Raw genomic sequence first — 20,613 nt, forward strand, 5'->3', positions numbered from 1 at the left:
CTGTCCGAGTATACTCGATCGCCCTGAGATTTTATCTTATGAAACCAAACCGGTTGGGAAGAATACCGTGGGTTTCAGTCTTTTCCTATCAGGGAAGCAACTTCAAAGTGCTATTTATCACTGTAAAGTTGCTTTTTTATCTAAAAAAGCGCCACTGGCTGTTACTTAAAGTCGGAGTAAGGCACCAATGGCTGAGGCGGCATATCCAAGTCACCTTGCCACCCCGCCATAGAGTAGCGCAGGTAAATCAGCGCATGACTTGGGGTATAATCTTTAGCTTGCTGGATATCAACTCCGGCCCCCAGTGTCCAGTGCGAACTCAGGCGGCGCTCAATCAAAGCTCGCAAGGTGTAACCCACGCCATTGCTGCTGTCACCATAATCGGGATCACCGCGATCTGGAATAGGCTGCAAGCTATTATTGAGCAGATTTTGCAGTGGATAACGCGCCCGATCATTGGTCGCAGAGTGTGAAACAGACACCGACCCACCCAATTCCCACGACCAGTTATCTGTCCGCTCCCGATAATTTACCGGGATAGCCAGTGACAGATACTTTTGTGGGCTGTAATACCCGCCCTGGCCCAACGTGTAGCCGCTGAGATCTTTTTGGTAATGCCACCACATGCCATTCAAACCGACGGTAAAACGGCGGTTATCCTCATTGATTAGCTTGTAGTAGTAGCCAGTCATAAAGCGCAGCCGCTGGTTATCGGCCACATTTTTCCCGGTGAGATAATGATAGCTCAAATCACTCCAGACCCCGTTAGCTTCCCCGCGGTCATAACTGGCTCCCAAGCTGACACCACTGCCGCGCACGCCCCCCCAAGTGATATTGGTATTGGGGTCTTTGCTACCGGCAAAAGCTAATAATGAGTTGGATATCGGCCGCCGCGAAGCCGTTGCCGTCCAACCAATATGGTCCCAACTGTTGCTGTACGCCAGCCCCCCCACCACATCGACCACCTCAAAGCCCATCGGCGTGGTGCCAATATCTGTGGCCCAACTGTCATTTTGCCACCCCACCGCGACACTGGTGCCAGTGGCCCGTTGATGTAAATTCGTTTGACAAGGAATCTCAGTTTTGTAGCAAGTGCCTGCTTTATAACGGGTATTTTTGTCAAAGGTGCCAGCATCCATATGCACGGTGTCAGTGCGGAAGAACACCCGACCATCAGCTAGCGAAGTATCCACTTGCAGCATGGTGTTGTAGGCGCTGAGATCTGAAATCCCTTCAGTGCCACTTGAATGCAGATAGTCTTGATCCAATGTGACGCGGGTATCCTGCTGACGATACAGATCCGCAGCATCAGCACGAATCCCGCGTTTGAGCCAATCATCCGTGGCTTGATTACGAGTCAGTAAAGTATAACTGTCATTATCTGCTGGAAGCTTAGCCGCTATGCCGCTGGCCACCATCGCCTGCTTGAAGTCATCCTGAGCGGCAGCGGGTTGGCCCTGTAATTGCGCCAGCCGAGCCGAATCACGGAATATTAAAGCATTATCCTGTGATGGGGTGCCTTTGGCGGCGGCTGGTTTTAACCGCTGGAAAATATCTGCCGCTTTGTGTGGTTCACCCACACCACTCCAGGCATTGGCGACCCGCCGCTGAGTATTTAAGCTCGCCCCGTCGCCCGTCAGTGGCTCAGTTTGCAAATGCTGACGCGCCTCGCTGAGGCGGCCCTCGGCGATATAGGCTTCAATCTCGCCCAAACGCGCATCAGGATTTTGCGGTTCACGCGCCCGGACATGCTGATAACCCGCCAGCGCTGCGCTGTAGTCGCCGCGCTCCAGCGCCCAATCTGCCAGTGTCAGGTCAATTTGTGTGTTAGCGGGTTGCTGGCGCAAGGCGGTGATGGCCCCCGCTTCATCACCACTTGCCCGCAATTGGCGGGCCAAAGTCAGCACTTGACCCAATTTCAAGCGCTGGTCTAATTCACGAATATTATCATTCCATTGCGCCGTGGGCAGTGTGGTTAAATGCGCCAATGCCTGACTATCCCGCTCGGTGCTGGAAAGGTAAAGCGCATAGGCATAGACCTGTTCAGGATCGCCCGGTTTACGGCTGGCCAGTTGGTGGAATTGTGCATCCGCTTGCGCCGTCTGGCCCTCTTGCGCCAATGCTTGTGCCAGCCGATAAGTTATCCAGACATCGTCCGGCGCTCTCTGTTGCGCCTGCCGATATTTCTCTGCTGCCTGCTGCCACTGCTGCTGTGCCGCCAAGGTTTCGGCTTGCTGTTTCAGACTCTCTAATTGCAAGTTATCTAATGTGTCGCGCATTTTGGCTTGTTGGCTGCGGGGCAAGTTATTCAGGTAATCCAGTGCTTTTTGTGGTGATTCCCGCTGATAAATATTGGCAAGCCCGCGCACCGCGCTGCTGTTGCTGGGATCGAGACGCAATGCTTGCTGATAATGCTGCTCGGCACTTTTATCATCATGACGGGCCACTGCCACATCACCCAAACCAATTAATGCATAACTGTCGCTGCCGTCGATTTGCCGCGCTTGTTGATATTTTTGCTGTGCCAACGCAGTGTTACCGGCTTTCAGCGCCTTATCACCGGCATCATTCAGCAGCCAGTAACGGTTGGTTTTGATCAAACTGGCCCATTTATCACTTTTCAGGCCGTCTTTATCCGATTTTTGCGCCTGTTCAAATAACTGTAATGCTTGCGCGCGATCGCCACCGCGAGCATACGCCAGACCCAGCGCGCCCAGAATTTCCGGGTCATTGGGTGAGGCGGCCAATGCTTGTTTCAATGCAGGGATGGCACCCGTCCCTTCGCCACTGTCGACTTTTTCCAGCCCGCTCAACCGCGCCTGATAGGCCGGATCAGCCAATGTAACCTGCTGATTAGCCAACTCTTTACGAGCAGCATCCGCTTGAGGGCCGGTGGAAAAAACGTCAAGAAAATGGGTCAATGCGGCAACACTTTGCGGGCTGACGGTCATCGCTTTGATGGTGTCCATCCACAAATCAGCAGCATCTGAAGCCCCGGTAGGGTCTGCGGCCACTTTTTCCAACATGGCGTAGCCAAGTACGGCCTTTTGTTGGCTGAAATACATACGCGCCAGCGCCATGCGCAGGGCAACATTGCCGGGATATTGTTGGTCCAGAGAGGCGAGTTTCTGGGTCGCAAGGGCTTCCTGACCGGGTAGTCGCGCCACCAGCCGCCAATACTCAACCGCCAGATCCAGAGTCGGTGGATTGCCTTGCAGCAATTGATCATATTTAACTTTAGCTTCAGCAACCCGCCCCGCCGTTGCCAGTAGACGGGCCTCCTGCAATTGCTGACGAACTTCAGGTTTTGTCATGGCTAACATCAACTTAGCGCGGCGATATACTTCAGTGTCGGGTGCCAATTGTTGCAACTTATCCAGTTGTTTTTGTGCTTCGGCCAGATTCCCTTGCCGTAGCGCCTGGCGAATTCCTGCCGCGATAACATCCGGATTATTCGGGTCCATCATGTTTAGGCGATACAGGGATTGCTTCACCAACTCATCTTTATTGGTCGCCTCCCCCAATCGCACCTGCTCGAGTAAAAATTGAGTCGGCGACACAGCTTCAGCCCCCTGCGCCATACCGACAAAGGCTTGAGGCAATAACACCAAACTTAATAGCCAGTTTATTTTAATGTTGCGCATTGACTGTTCCATGAAGGCTGAAGTTCCCCCTGACGATTAAAGCTATAGCGATGCTCTGTCCATCCCTGACCAAACAATGTCAGCACCGCGCTGTAGTAGGCATCAGCGCCCGGAGGTGAATCTTGCACACGTTTTTGTTGCTCGCTAAGCACCTGCTGATTAAATGGCGCGGGGTTGCTGGCTAAAAACGGTAATAATGCTGCCGAAAATCCGACCGGCCCATCACCACTGGTTTTGCCGGTGAGGGCATCCGTTTTCTCCGGTGGTATGCCCTGTTGCTGGGTAATCTCCGCCATTGGCTGGAAACGCTGGATGAGTGCGGTCTTTTGCGGGCTATCATTGGGCAACATTCCGGCCCACAGATAACTGCGAATCGCGTCATAGCTGCCGATGTTCAGCTGGGTTTCATCCGGCTGCCAGCCTTTATCCTTTTGCCACACAACCCAATCAGGGCTGAAACCATGAGGTGCCGTTTCCAACCATAACCGCTGATTGGCATCAACCATCTCTTTCCACGGCCCCGCCAGAGAAGCAAAACGCGCCAGCAATTGCGGTGGCAAATAGCTTGGATTGAGCCGCCAGCGGTCTTCATTACTAAAACCAATTTTGCCAGGCAATAACATTTCACCGAGGCCCGGAATATTCACCACTTCTTCTTTAGCAATGCGTTGCAGCAACAAGGTGCCCATGGTCTTATAACGACGGATATCCCACAACCGGCCGGCCTCTAACAAACTGTAAGCAATCCATAAATCAGCATCCGAAGCCGAATTGGGGTCCAAAATATCCCAGCTCTTTCCATTGCGTTGTCCCCATAACCAGGCGGGTAGGCGGGCGGTTAAATCCCCCGCCGATAAGTTGTTTTCTGTCCAACTTAATAGCCGGTCAAATGTCTCCCGGTCATCGGCCACCAGAGCAAAAAACAAGCCGTAACTCTGCCCCTCCGACGTGGTTATTTGCCTCGGGTTACTGGGGTCGATAACTCGCCCCCCTTCACTGATATAGTCTTGTTTGAACCGCTGCCATGCAGGCCAATCACACGCGGCTGTCGAACCAAAGCTGGCCAGCAGCAGGATGCATACCAGCCGTTTAAACATGACGACCATCAAAATTAATCTCTCTCATCAGGTGATAACCGACGACGGCTAATCAGACGGAGCAAGCGCCAAGCCATCATTGCGGCGATAACAACCACCAACACGGCGACACCGGCCAGCACTACCGGATGGGTGTATAAGGTATGCCAGATGCGCTCCCACCAAGGTAAGTGGCCGACATAATAAGTTTCGCCGACCCGCAAGCTATTGACACCCGACTCACGAATAACCGCCACCGAGCCAAATACTGCCTCGCGTTTGCCACTGTCGAGCAAAGCATTATTCAGCAAGTTATAGCCCCGTGGGCTATCCGCCAATAATGCCACAATACTGCGCTGTGGGAAGTTCGGTGACTGCACTCCGATAATCGCCGACATCGCCCCTTCAGAGCTGATGGTCGCTTTGCTATCCGCAACCCAGTCCGAATCCGGTGCCATCATGCCGGGCAAGCCCGTTTGGCGGTTTGGCATTTTTACCCAACTTTGGGTTTGATCCACCAGCAGGTTAATCTGCCGATCATCACGGAGTTCTGGCGGGATCGGGCCGATAATCAGCACATCGGCGTCTTTGTCTTTCGCCTGTGACCAGTCATCGGTAATGTTGATACCCACCGCCGGGTAACCCACTTGCGCCCCGATATTTCCCACCGCATTCAACAGCGTCGTCAGCTGTGACGGCGCAGGTTTTGGCGGCACTAAGACAAGGGTTTCGGAGAGATCCGCCATCCGGCTGAAGGGGAAGCCAGCATTGGCAAATGCCCGTAAATCCGGCATTTCCATAAAGTGGCGATAGCCGGAGAAGTCGATAGTGGAGTTACCGTCAATCACCGCGTGGTTCGGAGCGGTAGAGTAAGTTTCACAGCGCCCTTCCGCGCCACTCGCCAGCAAGGTGCTGTAATCAAAATCAAAGCGCAGTTGGTTAGTGGCCCCCAGTCTCAATGCCGGAATGGTTAACTGCTTGGTTGAATCTTGTAAACCTTGCAGTAGCGGCAGCCGCAGGATTTTATTGTCTTGCGGCATATTCGGCGACAGCGGGTAGTCCTGCACAAATTGATTATTCAAGCTGATACTTAAGCGAGAACCATCCATCAGGTGCGTTGAGGTGTAGCGGTATTTCAAGCGCATATCAATGCCCGCACTGCGGATCAGGAATAAATCCGGCGGCAGGTTCAGTGATAAGGAAATAGGCGGCGGCAACAAACCGGTGGTTTGCAACTGATCCGGATATTGCTGTAACTCAGCAAAGGTCATTGGCCGGTCGGTACGCACCCAGTTTGGCGCATCATAGGGCTGTCTTGGTGCCAGTTGCTCGACGTTATCCACCGTCACATTCTGACCGCGGAATAGAATATTACCTTGCGCAATCCCTTTCGCCGCCGTGATTAAGTCATTGTCATCGCGCCCCAAAATCAGCAACAGCTTCACATACGGATCATCCGGATGGCTGATGATTTCCACCGTCGGTGCTTTGACCGGCGGGTAATCTTTCAAAAAATCAGGGCGTTGGGTATTTGTCGCAAAAACCACCGCATGCTGAGTGGGCAGTTGATTATATAAAACAGGGAAACTCTGCCCACGCCATTGCGCTTGGTCACCAAACCAGGATGCCAAAATAGAGGCCGCGCGTTGTTGGGCCACGTCAGGTACTGCGGCAAACACCACCGGCAAAGTCAGCGGGCGGTTATCCCGCGCATCAAAGAAAGGCTCAGGGAAATGGGATAAATCATTTTTGACTGACAATGATTGATAGCGCAAATCCAACGAGCTGGATTTACTGATATCCAGCCACAGCGTATTACTGGCCGGGTTCTCACAAATACTCTGATAATGGCCGACAAACACTAACCGCAATCGGTTGAAATCACTGATATAAAGCGGATCAATCGGCAACTGGATCCGCGTGGGTTTACCCAGTTGATCTTTAGTGATCGCCGTGACGCCCATCAGCTCGTCATTCAGGAAGACTTTGACCTGCGACTCCACCGGAATCAGTGACGGCGACGGAGTAAATTCGAGATTTAACATGGCATGAGTGACCACTTCATCACTGCGCACGCCAAATTCAATCACCCCTTCAGGATTAGTGCCACGCAAGGCGAATGTCCCCGGTGGCGGGGCAATTTTCGCAAAGGTGTAACTCACATCGCGAACCGGCACATTCGGCTGTACCGTCGGGGCGGCAGGGGCCAGCTCCACGGTTGCTTCAGCGGCAGGTGTCGAGTCCGCCGATTGAATTGCCGGAACAGCCAATGTTTCGGCTTGGGTAAATGGTGCTAACCCCAAAGCCAGTGCGGTAAACCAGGTTATTTTTCTCGTCATCATATCATCATCAATGTTGAGCCATTGTCTGGCCCTGGCTACTCGGAGCCTGATTTTTATCCACGCCATGGGGTACAAATGATGCAACCCAGGCAATCAGGGAGGTAAATCCTATCAATACATTTCGAATCACCGGCGGTGCATAGCTGGCCATCCGAACATAGCCTCTAAAGCCCAGCGCCAAGACATCGCGTAGGCTTTCAATCGGTTTATCTTCTGGGAAGCTATCCTGCCACAGCGCCCATGTGTCAGCGCGAGCAAAGGTACACTGTATAAAATCAATATGTTGGGCTACAGTCAGCTGATGCATCCGCATGCCGACTTTAGTGCCAAAAGCGCGGGTGACTTCACACGGGAAGGTATATTCCTGTGCGCCGCGTTTAAGCAGCAAATGCACGGCTTCGCCATCTTTCAGTAACCCGGCTTCGCGCATCTCAATCCCCACCCCACCATCGGAATAGTCGCGCAGAGTACAGGAGAATAAGTGACCATCAGCCCGTGCGACACCAGCGGGCATGGCAATTTCGACCCGGTGGGACTGGCGCACTTGTTTAGCTTCAACTGCCACCGCCACCGCTCCACCTAAAATTGTCATATTATAAATGACCCACACCAAGCTAATGACCACGGTCATGATTTCAGTGGCCGGGCCATAGCCCAAGCGCCACAAGCCCGCAATCAACCCCGCCAGATTGAGCAGAACCAGCGCCATATAAGGGCGGGTAATCACCCAGTCCACATGTTGCTCTTCAACCAAACCGCCTTTTGCCGTGACATTAAATGTCCCTTTGTGGGGGTTGAGCAGCGCCACGGTGGTCGGGCGGGCAATATACCAGGCCAGCACTGTTTCATAGATTTCACTCCAGAATGAATGGCGATATTTACCTTGTAGACGGGAGTTAGTCAGACTGGCGTGAATCATATGCGGCAGCACATAAAGTGCAATCGCCAGTGCTGGCGCGAAAATGATGTAAGCATGCAGCAGCAGGAATGCCAGCGGAGCTGTCAGGAAGATCAACCGCGGAATACCCGATAAAAAGTGCAACATGGCGTTGGCGTAGCACAAGCGCTGGACAAGTTTTAGCCCTTTGCCCAGCAGCGGATTATCCAGCCGGAAGATTTGCACCATGCCCCGCGCCCAGCGGATACGCTGCCCGATATGTGCTGACAAACTTTCCGTTGCCAACCCGGCGGCTTGCGGAATGCGGATATAAGCGGAAGTGTAGCCTTTGCGGTGCAGGCGCAATGAAGTGTGGGCATCTTCGGTGACAGTTTCCACCGCGATCCCGCCCACTTCATCTAAGGCGCTACGGCGTAAAACGGCACAGGAGCCACAGAAGAAAGTCGCATCCCACATATCATTACCGTCTTGAACCAGGCCGTAGAATAACGTGCCTTCATTGGGTGTTTGACGGAAGCGGCCTAAATTTCGCTCAAAAGGGTCGGGAGAGAAAAAGTGGTGCGGCGTTTGAATCATGCCGAGCTTTTTATCTTTAAAGAACCAGCCGACGGTCAGTTGCAGGAAAGAGCGGGTGGGTACGTGGTCGCAGTCAAAGATAGCGACAAACTCACCAGTGGCCTGTTTCAGCGCATTATTGATATTACCGGCTTTGGCGTGTTCATGAGTGGGACGGGCAATGTAGTGCACCCCGACTTCGGCGGCAAAATCGCGAAAAGCGGGCCGGTTACCATCATCCAAAATATAGATGTTAATTTTGTCTTTCGGCCAATCAATACCCAATGCCGCATAAATGGTCGGTTTGACCACACCGAGGTCTTCATTATAAGTCGGCACCATCAAATCAATGGTTGGCCAGCTATTGATATCTTCCGGCATAGGCACCGGCTGGCGGTTTAGCGGCCAAATCGTCTGGAAGTAGCCCAACACCAGCACTACCCAAGCATAGGTTTCGGCTAACAGTAATAATAAGCCGCACACCAAGCTCACCGGGTCATCCCAGTTAAGCGTTTCGGTATAACGCCACCACAGGTAGCGGCAGGAAACGGTTAACGACAACACAATCAGCATCAGGGTAGGTAAGCGCCCCGGCACCCGCCGCACCACCATGGCAATGGCCCATAACAGTAAGACAAACACGAATTGCGCCATCATGCCGAAAGGTTGCGAAATACACAGCAAGGCCAAAATACTGGTGAAAATACCCAGAATAATAAACAAGATACGGCGAGCTCGTCTTGGTAGTTGGCTTAATCGGTTGGCAACTGATTTCTCTATTCGCTGGAGTTCAAAACGCTGGGGAATTTCCCCCAACCAACTGATATAGCTCTGTCTTTTGTTTTTTACCCAGCCCTTACCGACCGCCGCTGGCCGGCGTTTTTTATTATGGTCTGATTGTGGACGGATGAATAACAGCCACAGCCCTTGCAGCAGATAGCGCAAACCATCCCCCAGGCGCGGGCGATTAGGTGAAATCTGCGGGAACCAGTAAGTCCGGTGCTGTATCACATACTGCCAGATTGGGGACTCCAGGCGCAGGAATACCCAGCACAGTGGCAGCGCCATCGTGGTGAGAAGGGCCGTGAGCACGGTACAGCCTTGCTGCATATAAAGATGATAGCGGCGGCGCATCGCCTGATAAATCGGTGTCTGAAATAACATCCGCATCAGGCGATTCATCGGCCGCTGTCCGCCACATTAATCAGGCACCAATTTGCCAAAGTCATCACCTCTTCCGCTGCCAGACTTTGCGCGCTGTACTCGCCCAAAGGCTGTTTGGCGGCCAATGCTTCGGCCATCGCTTCATCGCGATGAATAAAGGTCGGCAATAAACTATCCAAACTTTGCAGCCAGAGCTGATGCAAATCCTGTTGTAGGCGGCTGTTGGCAGTAAACTGATTCAGCAGGAAATGACAGCCAACAGGTAAATTTTGCTGATGCAGGCGAATATGGCAACTGGCATCCGCATGAATCAGAATCAGAGTTTGATCCGCCAACGCTAATGCTTGGCGGGTGAACACACTGTCACCGGCGGGGATATCCAACAAAATCCAACCATAGCTCGCGCTGGCCTGCAATGTGGACAAGTTCTCCTGCCATTGACGAGGGTTTTGCTGCAAAAACGTGCTGATTTGCTCATTTTCAGCTTGAGTTAATTGGCCAAATGGCACGAAATCCAGCTTCTCGGTGTAGCGCATGGCACCTTGCTGCCAGCCTTCACCGTCAATTTCAGCTTTAGCCCAACCACGGGATTGCTCAAAACTCATGTTGAAATGCAATCGCAGTAAATTATCCGGTGAAAAATCAATCACCAAAACTGATTCGTCCAATTGCTGTAGCGCCCATGCCAGAGCCGCAGTTACCGAGGTTGTGCCAACGCCCCCTCTTACACCTTGTAACGCCAATACCGGCATAGGCTATTCGCTCCCTGTAGATTGCGCTAATTCTGTCAACAATGGCCAGCGAGCCATCATTTGGATTAATCGTTCCTGACGGACAATATCGATATAACTTAACGTGGGTAACGAGAAAGCCTGACTTAATGCAAGCAGATCATCCTGAGCCTCAAGTGAAGTTTTTTCATGAAATCGATTTATTATAGTCTTCATTTATCCGCCTTGAGAAAATAGACTATGTTAATTAAGTATAATAATGATCGTTTTATACTTTACTTGATAAGAAGAATCTTAGATTAATATTCAGGCAAGGACATTGGTTAATACTTATTGCAATGTTACAATTGTTTTTTAACTTTATCCAGTTATTGGCCCAATAGCACTTTAACGAAAGCAGATAATGAATCTATGTCACGATGTTTCTCATTAGGTGTTCGCGAAATCTGGGATGAATTGGCCGTAATACAGGCTCCCGGATTCTATTGGATCAATATTGAACGTCAAATAGATGCCAACTTATTCTGCCAGCAAGTTATTCGTAACCAACCCGAAGATACCCGGGCGGCATTGATTTGCTCAGGGCAAAAACCTGAAAACCTCCTGACTAATATCGGTCATTCTGGCCCCAAGAAATTACCGCTATTTACATTACCTGCTCAAAGAAATGCCTTAAAATTTTTAACCCATGATTTGATGCGCTCATTGCGCCCACAACAGCGGCTTTTCATTCTGTTTGCTCCCGCCAGTCTGTGGCAAACCTTTACCAGTGAAGAGATGCAGCAGTGGCTACAGCAGATTCAGCAATGGCTGGAGGCCCAGAACTGCACATTATTGGTGATTTGTCACAGCTCCGGCATTAATAAAGTTAAAAATCAGTTAGTCAGTCAGCACCGTTATTTACAAGGCCTGGCTAATCTGCAATGGCAGCAGGATAATGCGCAATATATGGTTGCCTGGTGGAGCACAACAAAAGGGGTGACCGCCAATCAATTAGTCTTGCTCGAAGCCGATGAACAAGGCTGGAGTATGGCGGATGAAGTCCAGCAAGCTCTGCCACAATCGCGCAATGATGAGCATCTCTATTTAGCCCATACCCACATTCTGGAAGGCGCCCCCCCGCTTTCTAGTCACTGGCAATTGCTGGAGTCCAATGCGGCTTTAGCTCAGCGGGCAATGACGGCGCATGCCGCAACACTGATTTTTGCGCTGAATCAAAGCGAGCAAATTGATGAAATGGCGCATCAAATCCATAACATTCGCCGTCAACGCGGCAATAGCGTGAAAATCGTGGTACGCGAAATGCACGCCAGCCTGCGCTACAGCGATGAGCGCTTGTTACTGGCCTGCGGTGCCAACCTGATCGTCCCACAGGTTGCGCCATTATCGCGTTTTCTGACAATGCTAGAAGGGATTCAAGAGCAGCAATTCTCTCGCCATGTTCCCGAAGATATCAATGCGTTACTGGAAGCATTGCGCCCACTTCAGCTCAAAGGCTATCTACCACCGGCGGAGTTTTGCCACTCGGTGTTGCAGTTGATGAACAACACCTTGCTACCGGAAAATGGTAAAGGCGTATTGGTTGCGCTGCGGGCCGTGCCGGGGTTACAGGCGCGTCAAGCGCTGACACTGTGCCATTTACGCCGCTATGGCGACGTGGTGACGGTGTCTGATAATCGGTTGATATTGTTCCTTTCCACTTGCCGCATCAATGACTTAGACACTGCTCTCAGTCATATTTTCCGCCTACCCGTGGCCGAAGCATTCAGTAATAGGCTGGTGTGGTATCAGGATCAGGAAATTATTTCGGAGGTTAACAGAATGATTAATACTCCCGAAGCATGGCAAGCTGCTGGTGATAAAAAGACTTATAAACAAGAAGTTGATGCACCAGACCAGGTGGAAGCCACCCGGCGCACACCCGTGCCATTGACACTGACCACCCGCCACCGTCAGGAGAATACCCATGAATCTCAATGATATTTGGCAAATTCTGTTGCTGGGCGCGATTATCTTTTTCCCGCTGGGCTATAGCGCTCGCCGCTGGTTTCCGCGGTGGTGGGAGAAAAAACAACATTTGTTCTTATCCGCGCGCTATTTAAAATCAGAAGGGATTTGGTTGCGTGATGGCTCCTCTTCACAGACTAAGAAATCACCATGAATGCAAAAAATAAACAGCAAGAATCGCAGAGTCCGTGGCGCTATTGGCGTGGTCTGGGCGCATGGAACATCTATTTCCTGTTCAAGTTTGCCCTGCTGTGGTTTGGTTACCTGAATTTCCATCCCTTAGCAAACTTAGTATTTTTGGCCTTTCTGCTGTTCCCAATCCCGGCGTACCGCGTCCACCGCTGGCGTCACTGGATAGCCATTCCCATCGGTATTGGCTTGCTCTATCACGATACCTGGCTGCCGGGTATCAACAGCATCATGAGCCAAGGCTCCCAAGTAACAGGGTTTAGCTTTAGCTATCTAATTGAATTATTTGGACGTTTCATTAACTGGGCCATGATAGGAACCGCCTTCACCATTCTAGTGGGCTACCTGTTTATTTCGCAATGGATTCGCGTCACTGTTTTTGTCGTCGCAGCCATGATTTGGCTGAATATCGCCGGTATTGCCGGGCCGGCATTTTCTCTGGCCCCAACAGTGGAGACTGCGGCAGCAACAGCCGCGCCAGCCAGTACAGAGCAACCCGCAGCCGGGGGCAGCCCTGTCGAAGCGGGTGGCCCGCCCACTGATGCTAACCTGAACGCCCATTTGAATGTTTTTTATGAGCAAGAAAAAACTCGCCGCACCACATTCCCGGCATCACTACCCGGTGACGCACAACCATTTGATTTGTTAGTGATTAATATCTGTTCATTGTCATGGTCAGATATTGAGGCGATTCAACTGGATAAACACCCGCTGTGGGGTAAGTTTGATATTCTGTTTAAAAACTTCAACTCAGCCACCGCCTACAGTGGCCCGGCGTCTATCCGCCTGTTACGCGCCAGCTGCGGCCAGTCATCACACAAAGATTTGTATCAGCCGCAAGACCAGCAGTGTTATCTGTTTGATAACTTAGCCAAACTTGGGTTTACCTCCCAACTGGTAATGGATCACTCCGGTGTCTTTGGTAATTATCTGCAAAACATCCAAGACGACGGCAATATGCGCGCGCCGATGATGTCGCAAAAAGGCATTAGTAATCAATTAGCTTCCTTTGATGGCGAGCCGATTTATAACGATTTGGAATTGCTGAATCGCTGGCTGGAGCAGCAGAAAAACGGGGGGGATACCCGCAGCGCAACTTTCATGAATATCATACCGTTACATGACGGTAACCGCTTCGTTGGTACCAACAAATCTGCGGATTATCATGCGCGCGCCCAAACTCTATTTGACCAGTTGAACACTTTCCTTGAAGAGTTGGAAAAGTCAGGTCGAAAAGTCATGGTGGTGGTGGTGCCAGAGCACGGTGCCGCCTTGGTTGGCGATAAAATGCAGATGTCTGGTCTACGCGATATCCCCAGCCCCAGCATTACTCATATCCCGGTGGGGATTAAATTGATTGGTATGAAAGCGCCATCACCCGCCAGCCCGGTGGTTGTGAGTGCGCCCAGCAGTTATCTGGCTATTTCTGAGTTAGTTTCACGAATGGTTGATGGCAAAGTATTTACCGCGCCAAGTGTTGACTGGCAGACCTTGACACAAGGTTTACCAGAAACCGCCGTCATTTCAGAAAATGATAATGCTATTGTGATGCAATATCAGGGCAAACCTTATATTCGACTCAATGGCGGTGATTGGGTACCTTATCCACAATAATAGAAAGTATTGACGTTATTTAATTCAGGGTGCATCTATTGCACCCTTTTTATTCAGATGTGCAAAAATAATTAATTTTATTTTCAGTTAAATCTTGCGGCATTAATTATCAATATGGTCTACGATATAATAATTCAAATAAATTAGCTCGAAATCAATTATTATGTAATCATTTATAAGCCAACTATCTAGTTTAATTAGGTTATAACTCAAAAATAAATGCTGCTATTCAGTTATAAAAAAACGCCGGATAACCGACGTTTTTTATTGATGTTATACGGCTGTATTCCTGCTTTAACTCGCTTTTCCCACTTCATCCTGATCAACAGCAAAGCAAGCTATCATTTGGTCGCCATACTGCTTCAGTTGGGGTTGCAACTGTGTACAAGGGCCAAACGCCCGGCGGCAACGCGCATTGAACGCGCAACCTGGCGGTGGGCTCATTGGGCTAGGCAATTCGCCAGTCAACTTAATACGCTCACGGCGCATATCCGGATTCAGCCGTGGTGTGGCAGATAATAATGCCTGTGTATAAGGGTGACGCGGATTATTGAAAATGGCCGCTTTACTGCCTTTTTCAACACAACGCCCCAAGTACATCACCATCACTTCATCGGCAATATGCTCAACGACTGATAAGTCGTGGGAGATAAAGACATACGATAAACCCAGCTCCTGCTGCAAATCCATCATCAGGTTCAATACCTGCGCCCGCACTGACACATCCAGCGCCGACACTGGCTCATCAGCAATCACCACATCAGGATTCAACATTAACCCGCGCGCAATGGCGATACGCTGGCGCTGACCGCCGGAGAACATATGTGGATAGCGGTCATAATGTTCAGTTTTTAGCCCGACTTTGGCCATCATCGCCAACGTTTTTTCGCGGCGCTCTTTGCTATTGAGCTTAGTATTGATTTGCAGCGGTTCTTCCAGAATCTGCCCCACTTTCTTACGCGGGTTCAGTGAACCATAAGGGTTCTGGAACACAATCTGGATTTTCTGGCGGCGCAGTTTTTCCGCACTTTCATCGGGCTTAAGCAAATCCTGACCTTGGTAGTAAAGCTCGCCACCAGTGGGGATTTCTATCATGGTCAGTAAGCGGCCCAAGGTGGATTTACCACAGCCGGACTCTCCCACCACCGCCAGCGTTTTGCCGCGCTCCAAAGTGAATGAAACGCCATCCAGAGCTTTAACCAGCCGCTCCGGTGCAAATAACCCTTTTTTGACTGGATAGTATTTTTTTAAATCAATGGCTTGCAACAGCGGCTTAGCTGCCGGTGATTCATTTTTCATTTCAATAGGTTGACTCATAGGGTCGGCCTCCCCGCATCATCGAGCGGTGTATGGCATTTAACCTGACGCCCCGCTGGCCCCAGCAGTTCAGGTTCTTCACGGCGGCAGCGATCATTAGCATACGGGCAACGCGGATTAAGCAAGCAGCCTTCAGGACGGTCATATTTACCCGGAACCACACCCGGCAGGGATGCCAACCGCGCTTTATCCTGCGCAAATTCCGGCAACGCCCGCAACAGTGCTTGAGTATAGGGATGGCGCGGCGCACGGAAAATTTCCGCAGATTTACCGGTTTCCACGACCTGACCGGCATACATCACAATAATATGATGAGCCGCCTCAGCAACCAGTGCCAGATCATGGGTAATCAGTAACAGCGCCATATTTTCACGCTGCTGTAATTCCAAAAGTAATTCAATGATTTGCGCCTGAATGGTCACATCCAGCGCAGTTGTCGGCTCATCAGCAATCAGTAATTTAGGCCGACAGGCAATCGCCATCGCAATCATCACCCGCTGGCTCATCCCACCGGAAAGCTGGTGCGGATAGACATCCAACCGCGAGGCCGGATCAGGAATGCCGACCAATGTCAGCAAATCCACCGCCCGCTGGTGACGAGTTTTACGGTTGCCGCCCTGATGCACCTTCAGCGCTTCCATTATCTGAAAACCGACGGTATAGCACGGGTTAAGGCTGGTCATCGGGTCTTGGAAGATCATCGCGACTTCCGAACCCACTAATTGACGCCGTTCTTTTTCAGATATCTTGGTGAGGTCGCGGCCATTAAATTCCAGCTTATCGGCCATCACTTTGCCGGGGTAATCAATCAGCCCCATGATTGCCAATGAGCTGACTGATTTACCAGAGCCGGACTCACCGACAATCCCAATCACCTGACCTTGCTCAATACTGTAACTGATGCGGTCTACTGCTTTGAACGGCGCGCCTTGGTCACCAAAGTGCACCGACAATTTGTCTACATTTAAAAGTGCCATCTCTCTCTACCTCTGTTACTGCTTGAGTTTGGGGTCGAGAGCATCACGCAGGCCGTCCCCCATCAGGTTAAACGCCAGAACCGTCAGCAGAATCGCTACACCGGGGAAGGTCACGACCCACCAGGCGCTTTGGGCGAACTGCAACACATCAGAGAGCATGGTGCCCCACTCTGGTGTTGGCGGTTGCGCACCCATCCCAAGGAAGCCGAGAGCCGCCATATCCAGAATGGCGTTAGAGAAGCCGAGAGAAGCCTGCACGATTAACGGCGCAAGGCAGTTTGGCAAAATATTGATAAACATTTGGCGCATTGCGCCCGCACCGGCCACTCTTGAGGCCGTGACATAGTCGCGATTGACCTCAACCAACACGGCAGCTCGCGTCAAACGCACATAGTGCGGCAAGGCCACAAAGGTGAGCGCCAGCGAGGCATTGACAATCGAAGGCCCAAATACCGCCACCAACACCAATGCCAGTAATAAACTTGGCAGTGCCAGCATGATATCGACAACACGCATGATGATGGCATCAACTATGCCGCCAAAATAACCGGCCAGTAAGCCGAAAACCACGCCCATCACCAGTGACAACACCACCACCAGACAACCCACCAACAGTGAGAGGCGGGCACCATACATCAGGCGGGACAAGACATCGCGGCCCACATCATCAGTACCAAGAATGAACTTCCAACTACCGCCGGCTTCCCAAACAGGGGGTTTTAGCAGTGCATCGCGAAATTGCTCTGCTGGCCCATGTGGGGCGAGCCAGGTGGCACCCGCGGCAATCACCAGCATAATAATGATATAAAACAGGCCGATAACAGCCCCTTTATTGCGCTTGAAATAGTGCCAAAACTCCTGCAAAGGAGTCATCGGCTTCGGCGCACTTTTTACTGTCGACTCAATAAGTTGAGACATTTTGCGCCCCTTATTTCTTGTGACGAATACGCGGGTTAACTACGCCATAGAGCACATCTACCAGCAAGTTAACTAAAATAATCATGATCGCGACCAGCAACACCCCACCCTGAACGACCGGGTAATCGCGGCGTTGCAATGCATCCATCAACCAGCGCCCTAATCCCGGCCAAGAGAAGATGGTTTCCGTCAAAATCGCGCCCGCCAGCATAGTGCCGACCTGTAAGCCAATCACGGTGACCACCGGCAATAAGGCATTGCGCAGGGCATGAACCACTATCACGCGCATCCGGCTCAGGCCTTTAGCGCGCGCGGTACGGATATAATCCTCGCCCAACACTTCCAGCATTGAGGAGCGGGTCATCCGCACAATCACGGCGAGGGGAATCGTACCCAAGACAATGGCGGGTAAAATCATATGCATCACGGCGTCTTTGAAATCGCCGGGCTCACCCCAAACAAGGGTGTCTATCAGCATAAAACCGGTCAACGGCAAGCTATCATCAAGGAATACAGTGTCGCTGACTCGCCCCGAAACCGGGGTCAGGTTCCATTGCACCGAAACCAGCATGATCAGCATGATGCCCCACCAGAAGATAGGCATCGAGTAGCCGGTGAGGGAGATCCCCACGGCGGTGTGGTCAAATATTGAACCGCGTTTGACTGCTGCCAACACCCCGACCGGGATACCCACGGCGATAGCAAACAGCATCGCGCAGATCCCAAGTTCCAGTGTTGCTTTAAAGCGGGGAACAAACTCTTCCCAGACAGCAATACGGCTTTTCAGCGAGATGCCGAGGTCGCCATGTAATACGCCATTCACATAATGGAAGTATTGTTGATAAAGAGGCTTGTCCAGCCCCATTTCCGCCATGATTTGAGCATGGCGCTCGGTGGAGATACCGCGTTCCCCGGCCATGATAGTCACCGGGTCACCCGGGATCATATGGACAAAAGCGAAGGTCAGCAAAGTAATGCCGATAAACGTTGGGATAACTAACCCCAAACGTCGGAGTATGAACTGCAACATATCCCGAACTCTCTGTGTAGAATGCCGGGCCGCTCGTGGGCAACCCAGCTTATTAAACCTCCCCAATAAGCTATTTTACTTGCCATTTTGACCTGGGGCAGTGCTCACCAACGTCACGTAGCCATGATTTACAAGGTCATGGTGTCCGCTCCGGTGCTTGCGCGCTGTCCATGCCCAAAATTTCTGCGACAATAACACTTATTGGGAGAGGTTATATGGCTCACATCTGTATCTGTCTTAACCTAAATGCGAAACCGGCGAACATGCTTTTACACACATTCACCGGTTATCTAACAGGTTAAAATTAATCCAGGGACACGTTCTCGAAATGGTGTTTACCCAACGGATCAACCACATAACCTTTCACTTCTTTACGCACTGGCTCATACACGGTTGAGTGAGCAACAATCAGCGCTGGCGCTTGATCATGCATAACAACCTGAGCTTGTTTGTAAAGTGCGACACGTTTGTCATGGTCAGACTCAGCACGCGCTGGCTGGATCACGTCTTCAAACGGCTTATAGCACCACTTGGAGTAGTTGGAACCTTGTTTGGCCGCATCACAGCTGAACAGAGTTGCGAAGAAGTTGTCCGGGTCCCCATTGTCCCCAGTCCAGCCCATCATCACAGTTTCATGCTCGCCGTCTTTAGCACGCTTGAGGTATTCGCCCCACTCGTAGGTCACAATTTTGGCTTTCACGCCAACTTTCGCCCAGTCGGACTGGATCATTTCAGCCATACGACGCGCATTTGGGTTGTACGGACGCTGAACTGGCATTGCCCACAGGTCGATCTCGAAACCATCTGGCAGGCCAGCTTCTTTCAGCAACTCTTTCGCTTTAGCTGGGTCGTAAGCATAATCTTTCACGTCATCGTTGTAGCCCCACATAGTCGGTGGGATCAGGTTTTTGGCCGCTTGGCCTGCGCCCTGATAAACCGCTTCGATAATCGCTTCTTTATTTACCGCCATGGTCAACGCCTGACGGACTTTGAGGTTATCCAGTGGTTTTTTCTCAACATTGAAAGAGAGGTAACCGACGTTCAGGCCAGGTTGCTCCATCAAGTTGATAGTTTTGTCTTCTTTCATGCGAGCAATGTCGGCCGGGTTAGGGTACGGCATAACCTGACATTCATTTTTCTGCAATTTCGCATAACGGACTGACGCATCTGGGGTAATTGAGAAGACCAGACGATCAATTTTCGGTTTGGTGCCCCAGTAACCCTCAAAGGCTTTGTACAGGATGCGGGAGTCTTTTTGGTACTGTTGCAACTGGAATGGGCCGGTACCGATTGGGTTCAAATCGACTTTTTCCGGTGTGCCCGCTTTCAGCATGTTGTTAGCATATTCAGCAGACAGAATTGACGCGAAGTCCATTGCCAGGTCAGCCAGGAATGGAGACTCTGGACGCGCCAGCTCAAAGCGCACGGTGTTATCGTCAACTTTAACGATATTGGTGATCAAATCACCCATACCCATACCCTGGAAGTATTCATAGCTGCCGCCAGACACTTTATGGTACGGATGTTTATCATCTTTCTGACGCATAAATGAATAAATCACATCGTCAGCATTAAAATCGCGGGTCGGTTTAAAGTCTTTATTATCTTGCCACTTCACGCCTTTACGCAGGTGGAAAGTGTAAGTTTTACCATCTTCACTCACTTCCCACTTTTCAGCCAGACCGGGTTCAATTTCGGTTGTACCGAGTTTGAATTCAACCAGACGGTTGTAGATAGGAACCGAACTTGCATCATAAGTTGTGCCAGAGGTGAAAAGTTGTGGGTTGAAACCTTCCGGAGAGCCCTCAGAACAATATACCAATGTCTTCGCTTGTACACTGGCCGCTACGGTCAGTGCAATCAGCCCAATACCGAATTTCAGTATCCCTGTTTTTCCCAAGGAAATCGTCATCGCTTGTGCTCCATTATGGTGATGTGTGTTGTGTGTACGGCCAAGCCCTATAATTTTTTAGTCAGTGGACTGTACCGTTTTGGCCTATTTACCGCAGGGATGCGGGATTGAGATGCCGGATAAATGCTATCGCGACGGCAATGTAGAATGTATGGAATAACCCCAAATTGCTCTCGATTACTACCCCTGAGGGTACCAATTTGGCAACAGTTGGTGACAACGTCAATACGATCTGAATG

General features: G+C 51.0%; 14 protein-coding genes. 3 read left to right on the forward strand and 11 right to left on the reverse strand.

What is annotated here, in order from left to right; translation table 11 throughout:
- Positions 1–161: 161 nt before the first annotated feature.
- From bcsC to bcsR, 6 genes are read right to left on the reverse strand one after another with little or no spacing between them, the layout of a single operon-like run.
- Positions 162–3,644, reverse strand: a complete 3,483-nt coding sequence (bcsC, locus tag DXZ79_RS19840) for a cellulose synthase complex outer membrane protein BcsC (RefSeq protein WP_120011563.1) — start codon at positions 3,642–3,644, stop codon at positions 162–164.
- Positions 3,626–4,750, reverse strand: a complete 1,125-nt coding sequence (bcsZ, locus tag DXZ79_RS19845; protein ID WP_038637457.1) for a cellulose synthase complex periplasmic endoglucanase BcsZ — start codon at positions 4,748–4,750, stop codon at positions 3,626–3,628. The genes bcsC and bcsZ overlap by 19 nt, the downstream gene beginning before the upstream one ends.
- Positions 4,751–4,755: 5 nt before the next feature.
- Positions 4,756–7,059, reverse strand: a complete 2,304-nt coding sequence (gene bcsB, locus DXZ79_RS19850; protein ID WP_162928791.1) for a cellulose biosynthesis cyclic di-GMP-binding regulatory protein BcsB — start codon at positions 7,057–7,059, stop codon at positions 4,756–4,758.
- Positions 7,060–7,069: 10 nt separating this feature from the next.
- The gene (gene bcsA, locus DXZ79_RS19855; RefSeq protein ID WP_120011565.1) at positions 7,070–9,697 is read right to left on the reverse strand and encodes a UDP-forming cellulose synthase catalytic subunit; all 2,628 of its coding nucleotides are present in this window, start codon (positions 9,695–9,697) and stop codon (positions 7,070–7,072) included.
- On the reverse strand, positions 9,694–10,431 hold the full coding sequence (bcsQ, locus tag DXZ79_RS19860) for a cellulose biosynthesis protein BcsQ (RefSeq protein WP_038637464.1): 738 nt from the start codon (positions 10,429–10,431) through the stop codon (positions 9,694–9,696). The genes bcsA and bcsQ overlap by 4 nt, the downstream gene beginning before the upstream one ends.
- Before the next feature lie 3 nt (positions 10,432–10,434).
- On the reverse strand, positions 10,435–10,626 hold the full coding sequence (gene bcsR / locus DXZ79_RS19865; protein ID WP_038637467.1) for a cellulose biosynthesis protein BcsR: 192 nt from the start codon (positions 10,624–10,626) through the stop codon (positions 10,435–10,437).
- A 195-nt stretch (positions 10,627–10,821) separates the two neighbouring features.
- On the opposite strand from bcsR, the gene bcsE reads away from it, so the two are divergent.
- Genes bcsE through bcsG form a run of 3 tightly spaced genes read left to right on the forward strand, consistent with a single transcriptional unit; the run spans position 10,822 to position 14,220 of the window.
- Positions 10,822–12,390 carry a cellulose biosynthesis protein BcsE gene (bcsE, locus tag DXZ79_RS19870; protein WP_038637468.1) on the forward strand — a complete coding sequence of 523 codons (1,569 nt, stop codon included), beginning with the start codon at positions 10,822–10,824 and terminating at the stop codon, positions 12,388–12,390.
- On the forward strand, positions 12,377–12,571 hold the full coding sequence (bcsF, locus tag DXZ79_RS19875; RefSeq protein WP_038637471.1) for a cellulose biosynthesis protein BcsF: 195 nt from the start codon (positions 12,377–12,379) through the stop codon (positions 12,569–12,571). The genes bcsE and bcsF overlap by 14 nt, the downstream gene beginning before the upstream one ends.
- Positions 12,568–14,220 carry a cellulose biosynthesis protein BcsG gene (gene bcsG, locus DXZ79_RS19880; RefSeq protein WP_038637473.1) on the forward strand — a complete coding sequence of 551 codons (1,653 nt, stop codon included), beginning with the start codon at positions 12,568–12,570 and terminating at the stop codon, positions 14,218–14,220. Before bcsF ends, bcsG begins: the two co-directional genes overlap by 4 nt.
- A gap of 294 nt (positions 14,221–14,514) precedes the next feature.
- On the opposite strand, the gene dppF is transcribed toward bcsG, so the two are convergent.
- The 5 genes from dppF to dppA all read right to left on the reverse strand — a co-directional run bounded on the left by dppF (position 14,515) and on the right by dppA (position 20,374).
- Complete coding sequence (dppF, locus tag DXZ79_RS19885) at positions 14,515–15,519, reverse strand: dipeptide ABC transporter ATP-binding subunit DppF (RefSeq protein ID WP_038639933.1); 1,005 nt, start codon at positions 15,517–15,519, stop codon at positions 14,515–14,517.
- A 14-nt stretch (positions 15,520–15,533) separates the two neighbouring features.
- Positions 15,534–16,514, reverse strand: coding sequence for a dipeptide ABC transporter ATP-binding protein (dppD, locus tag DXZ79_RS19890; RefSeq protein WP_038637476.1), 981 nt, complete (start codon positions 16,512–16,514; stop codon positions 15,534–15,536).
- Positions 16,515–16,529: 15 nt separating this feature from the next.
- Complete coding sequence (gene dppC / locus DXZ79_RS19895; RefSeq protein WP_038637478.1) at positions 16,530–17,432, reverse strand: dipeptide ABC transporter permease DppC; 903 nt, start codon at positions 17,430–17,432, stop codon at positions 16,530–16,532.
- A gap of 10 nt (positions 17,433–17,442) precedes the next feature.
- Complete coding sequence (gene dppB / locus DXZ79_RS19900; protein ID WP_019081650.1) at positions 17,443–18,462, reverse strand: dipeptide ABC transporter permease DppB; 1,020 nt, start codon at positions 18,460–18,462, stop codon at positions 17,443–17,445.
- 304 nt (positions 18,463–18,766) lie between these two features.
- Complete coding sequence (gene dppA, locus DXZ79_RS19905; protein WP_038637482.1) at positions 18,767–20,374, reverse strand: dipeptide ABC transporter periplasmic-binding protein DppA; 1,608 nt, start codon at positions 20,372–20,374, stop codon at positions 18,767–18,769.
- Positions 20,375–20,613 lie beyond the last annotated feature (239 nt).

This window comes from Yersinia rochesterensis (genome assembly GCF_003600645.1).
Lineage (GTDB): Bacteria > Pseudomonadota > Gammaproteobacteria > Enterobacterales > Enterobacteriaceae > Yersinia > Yersinia rochesterensis.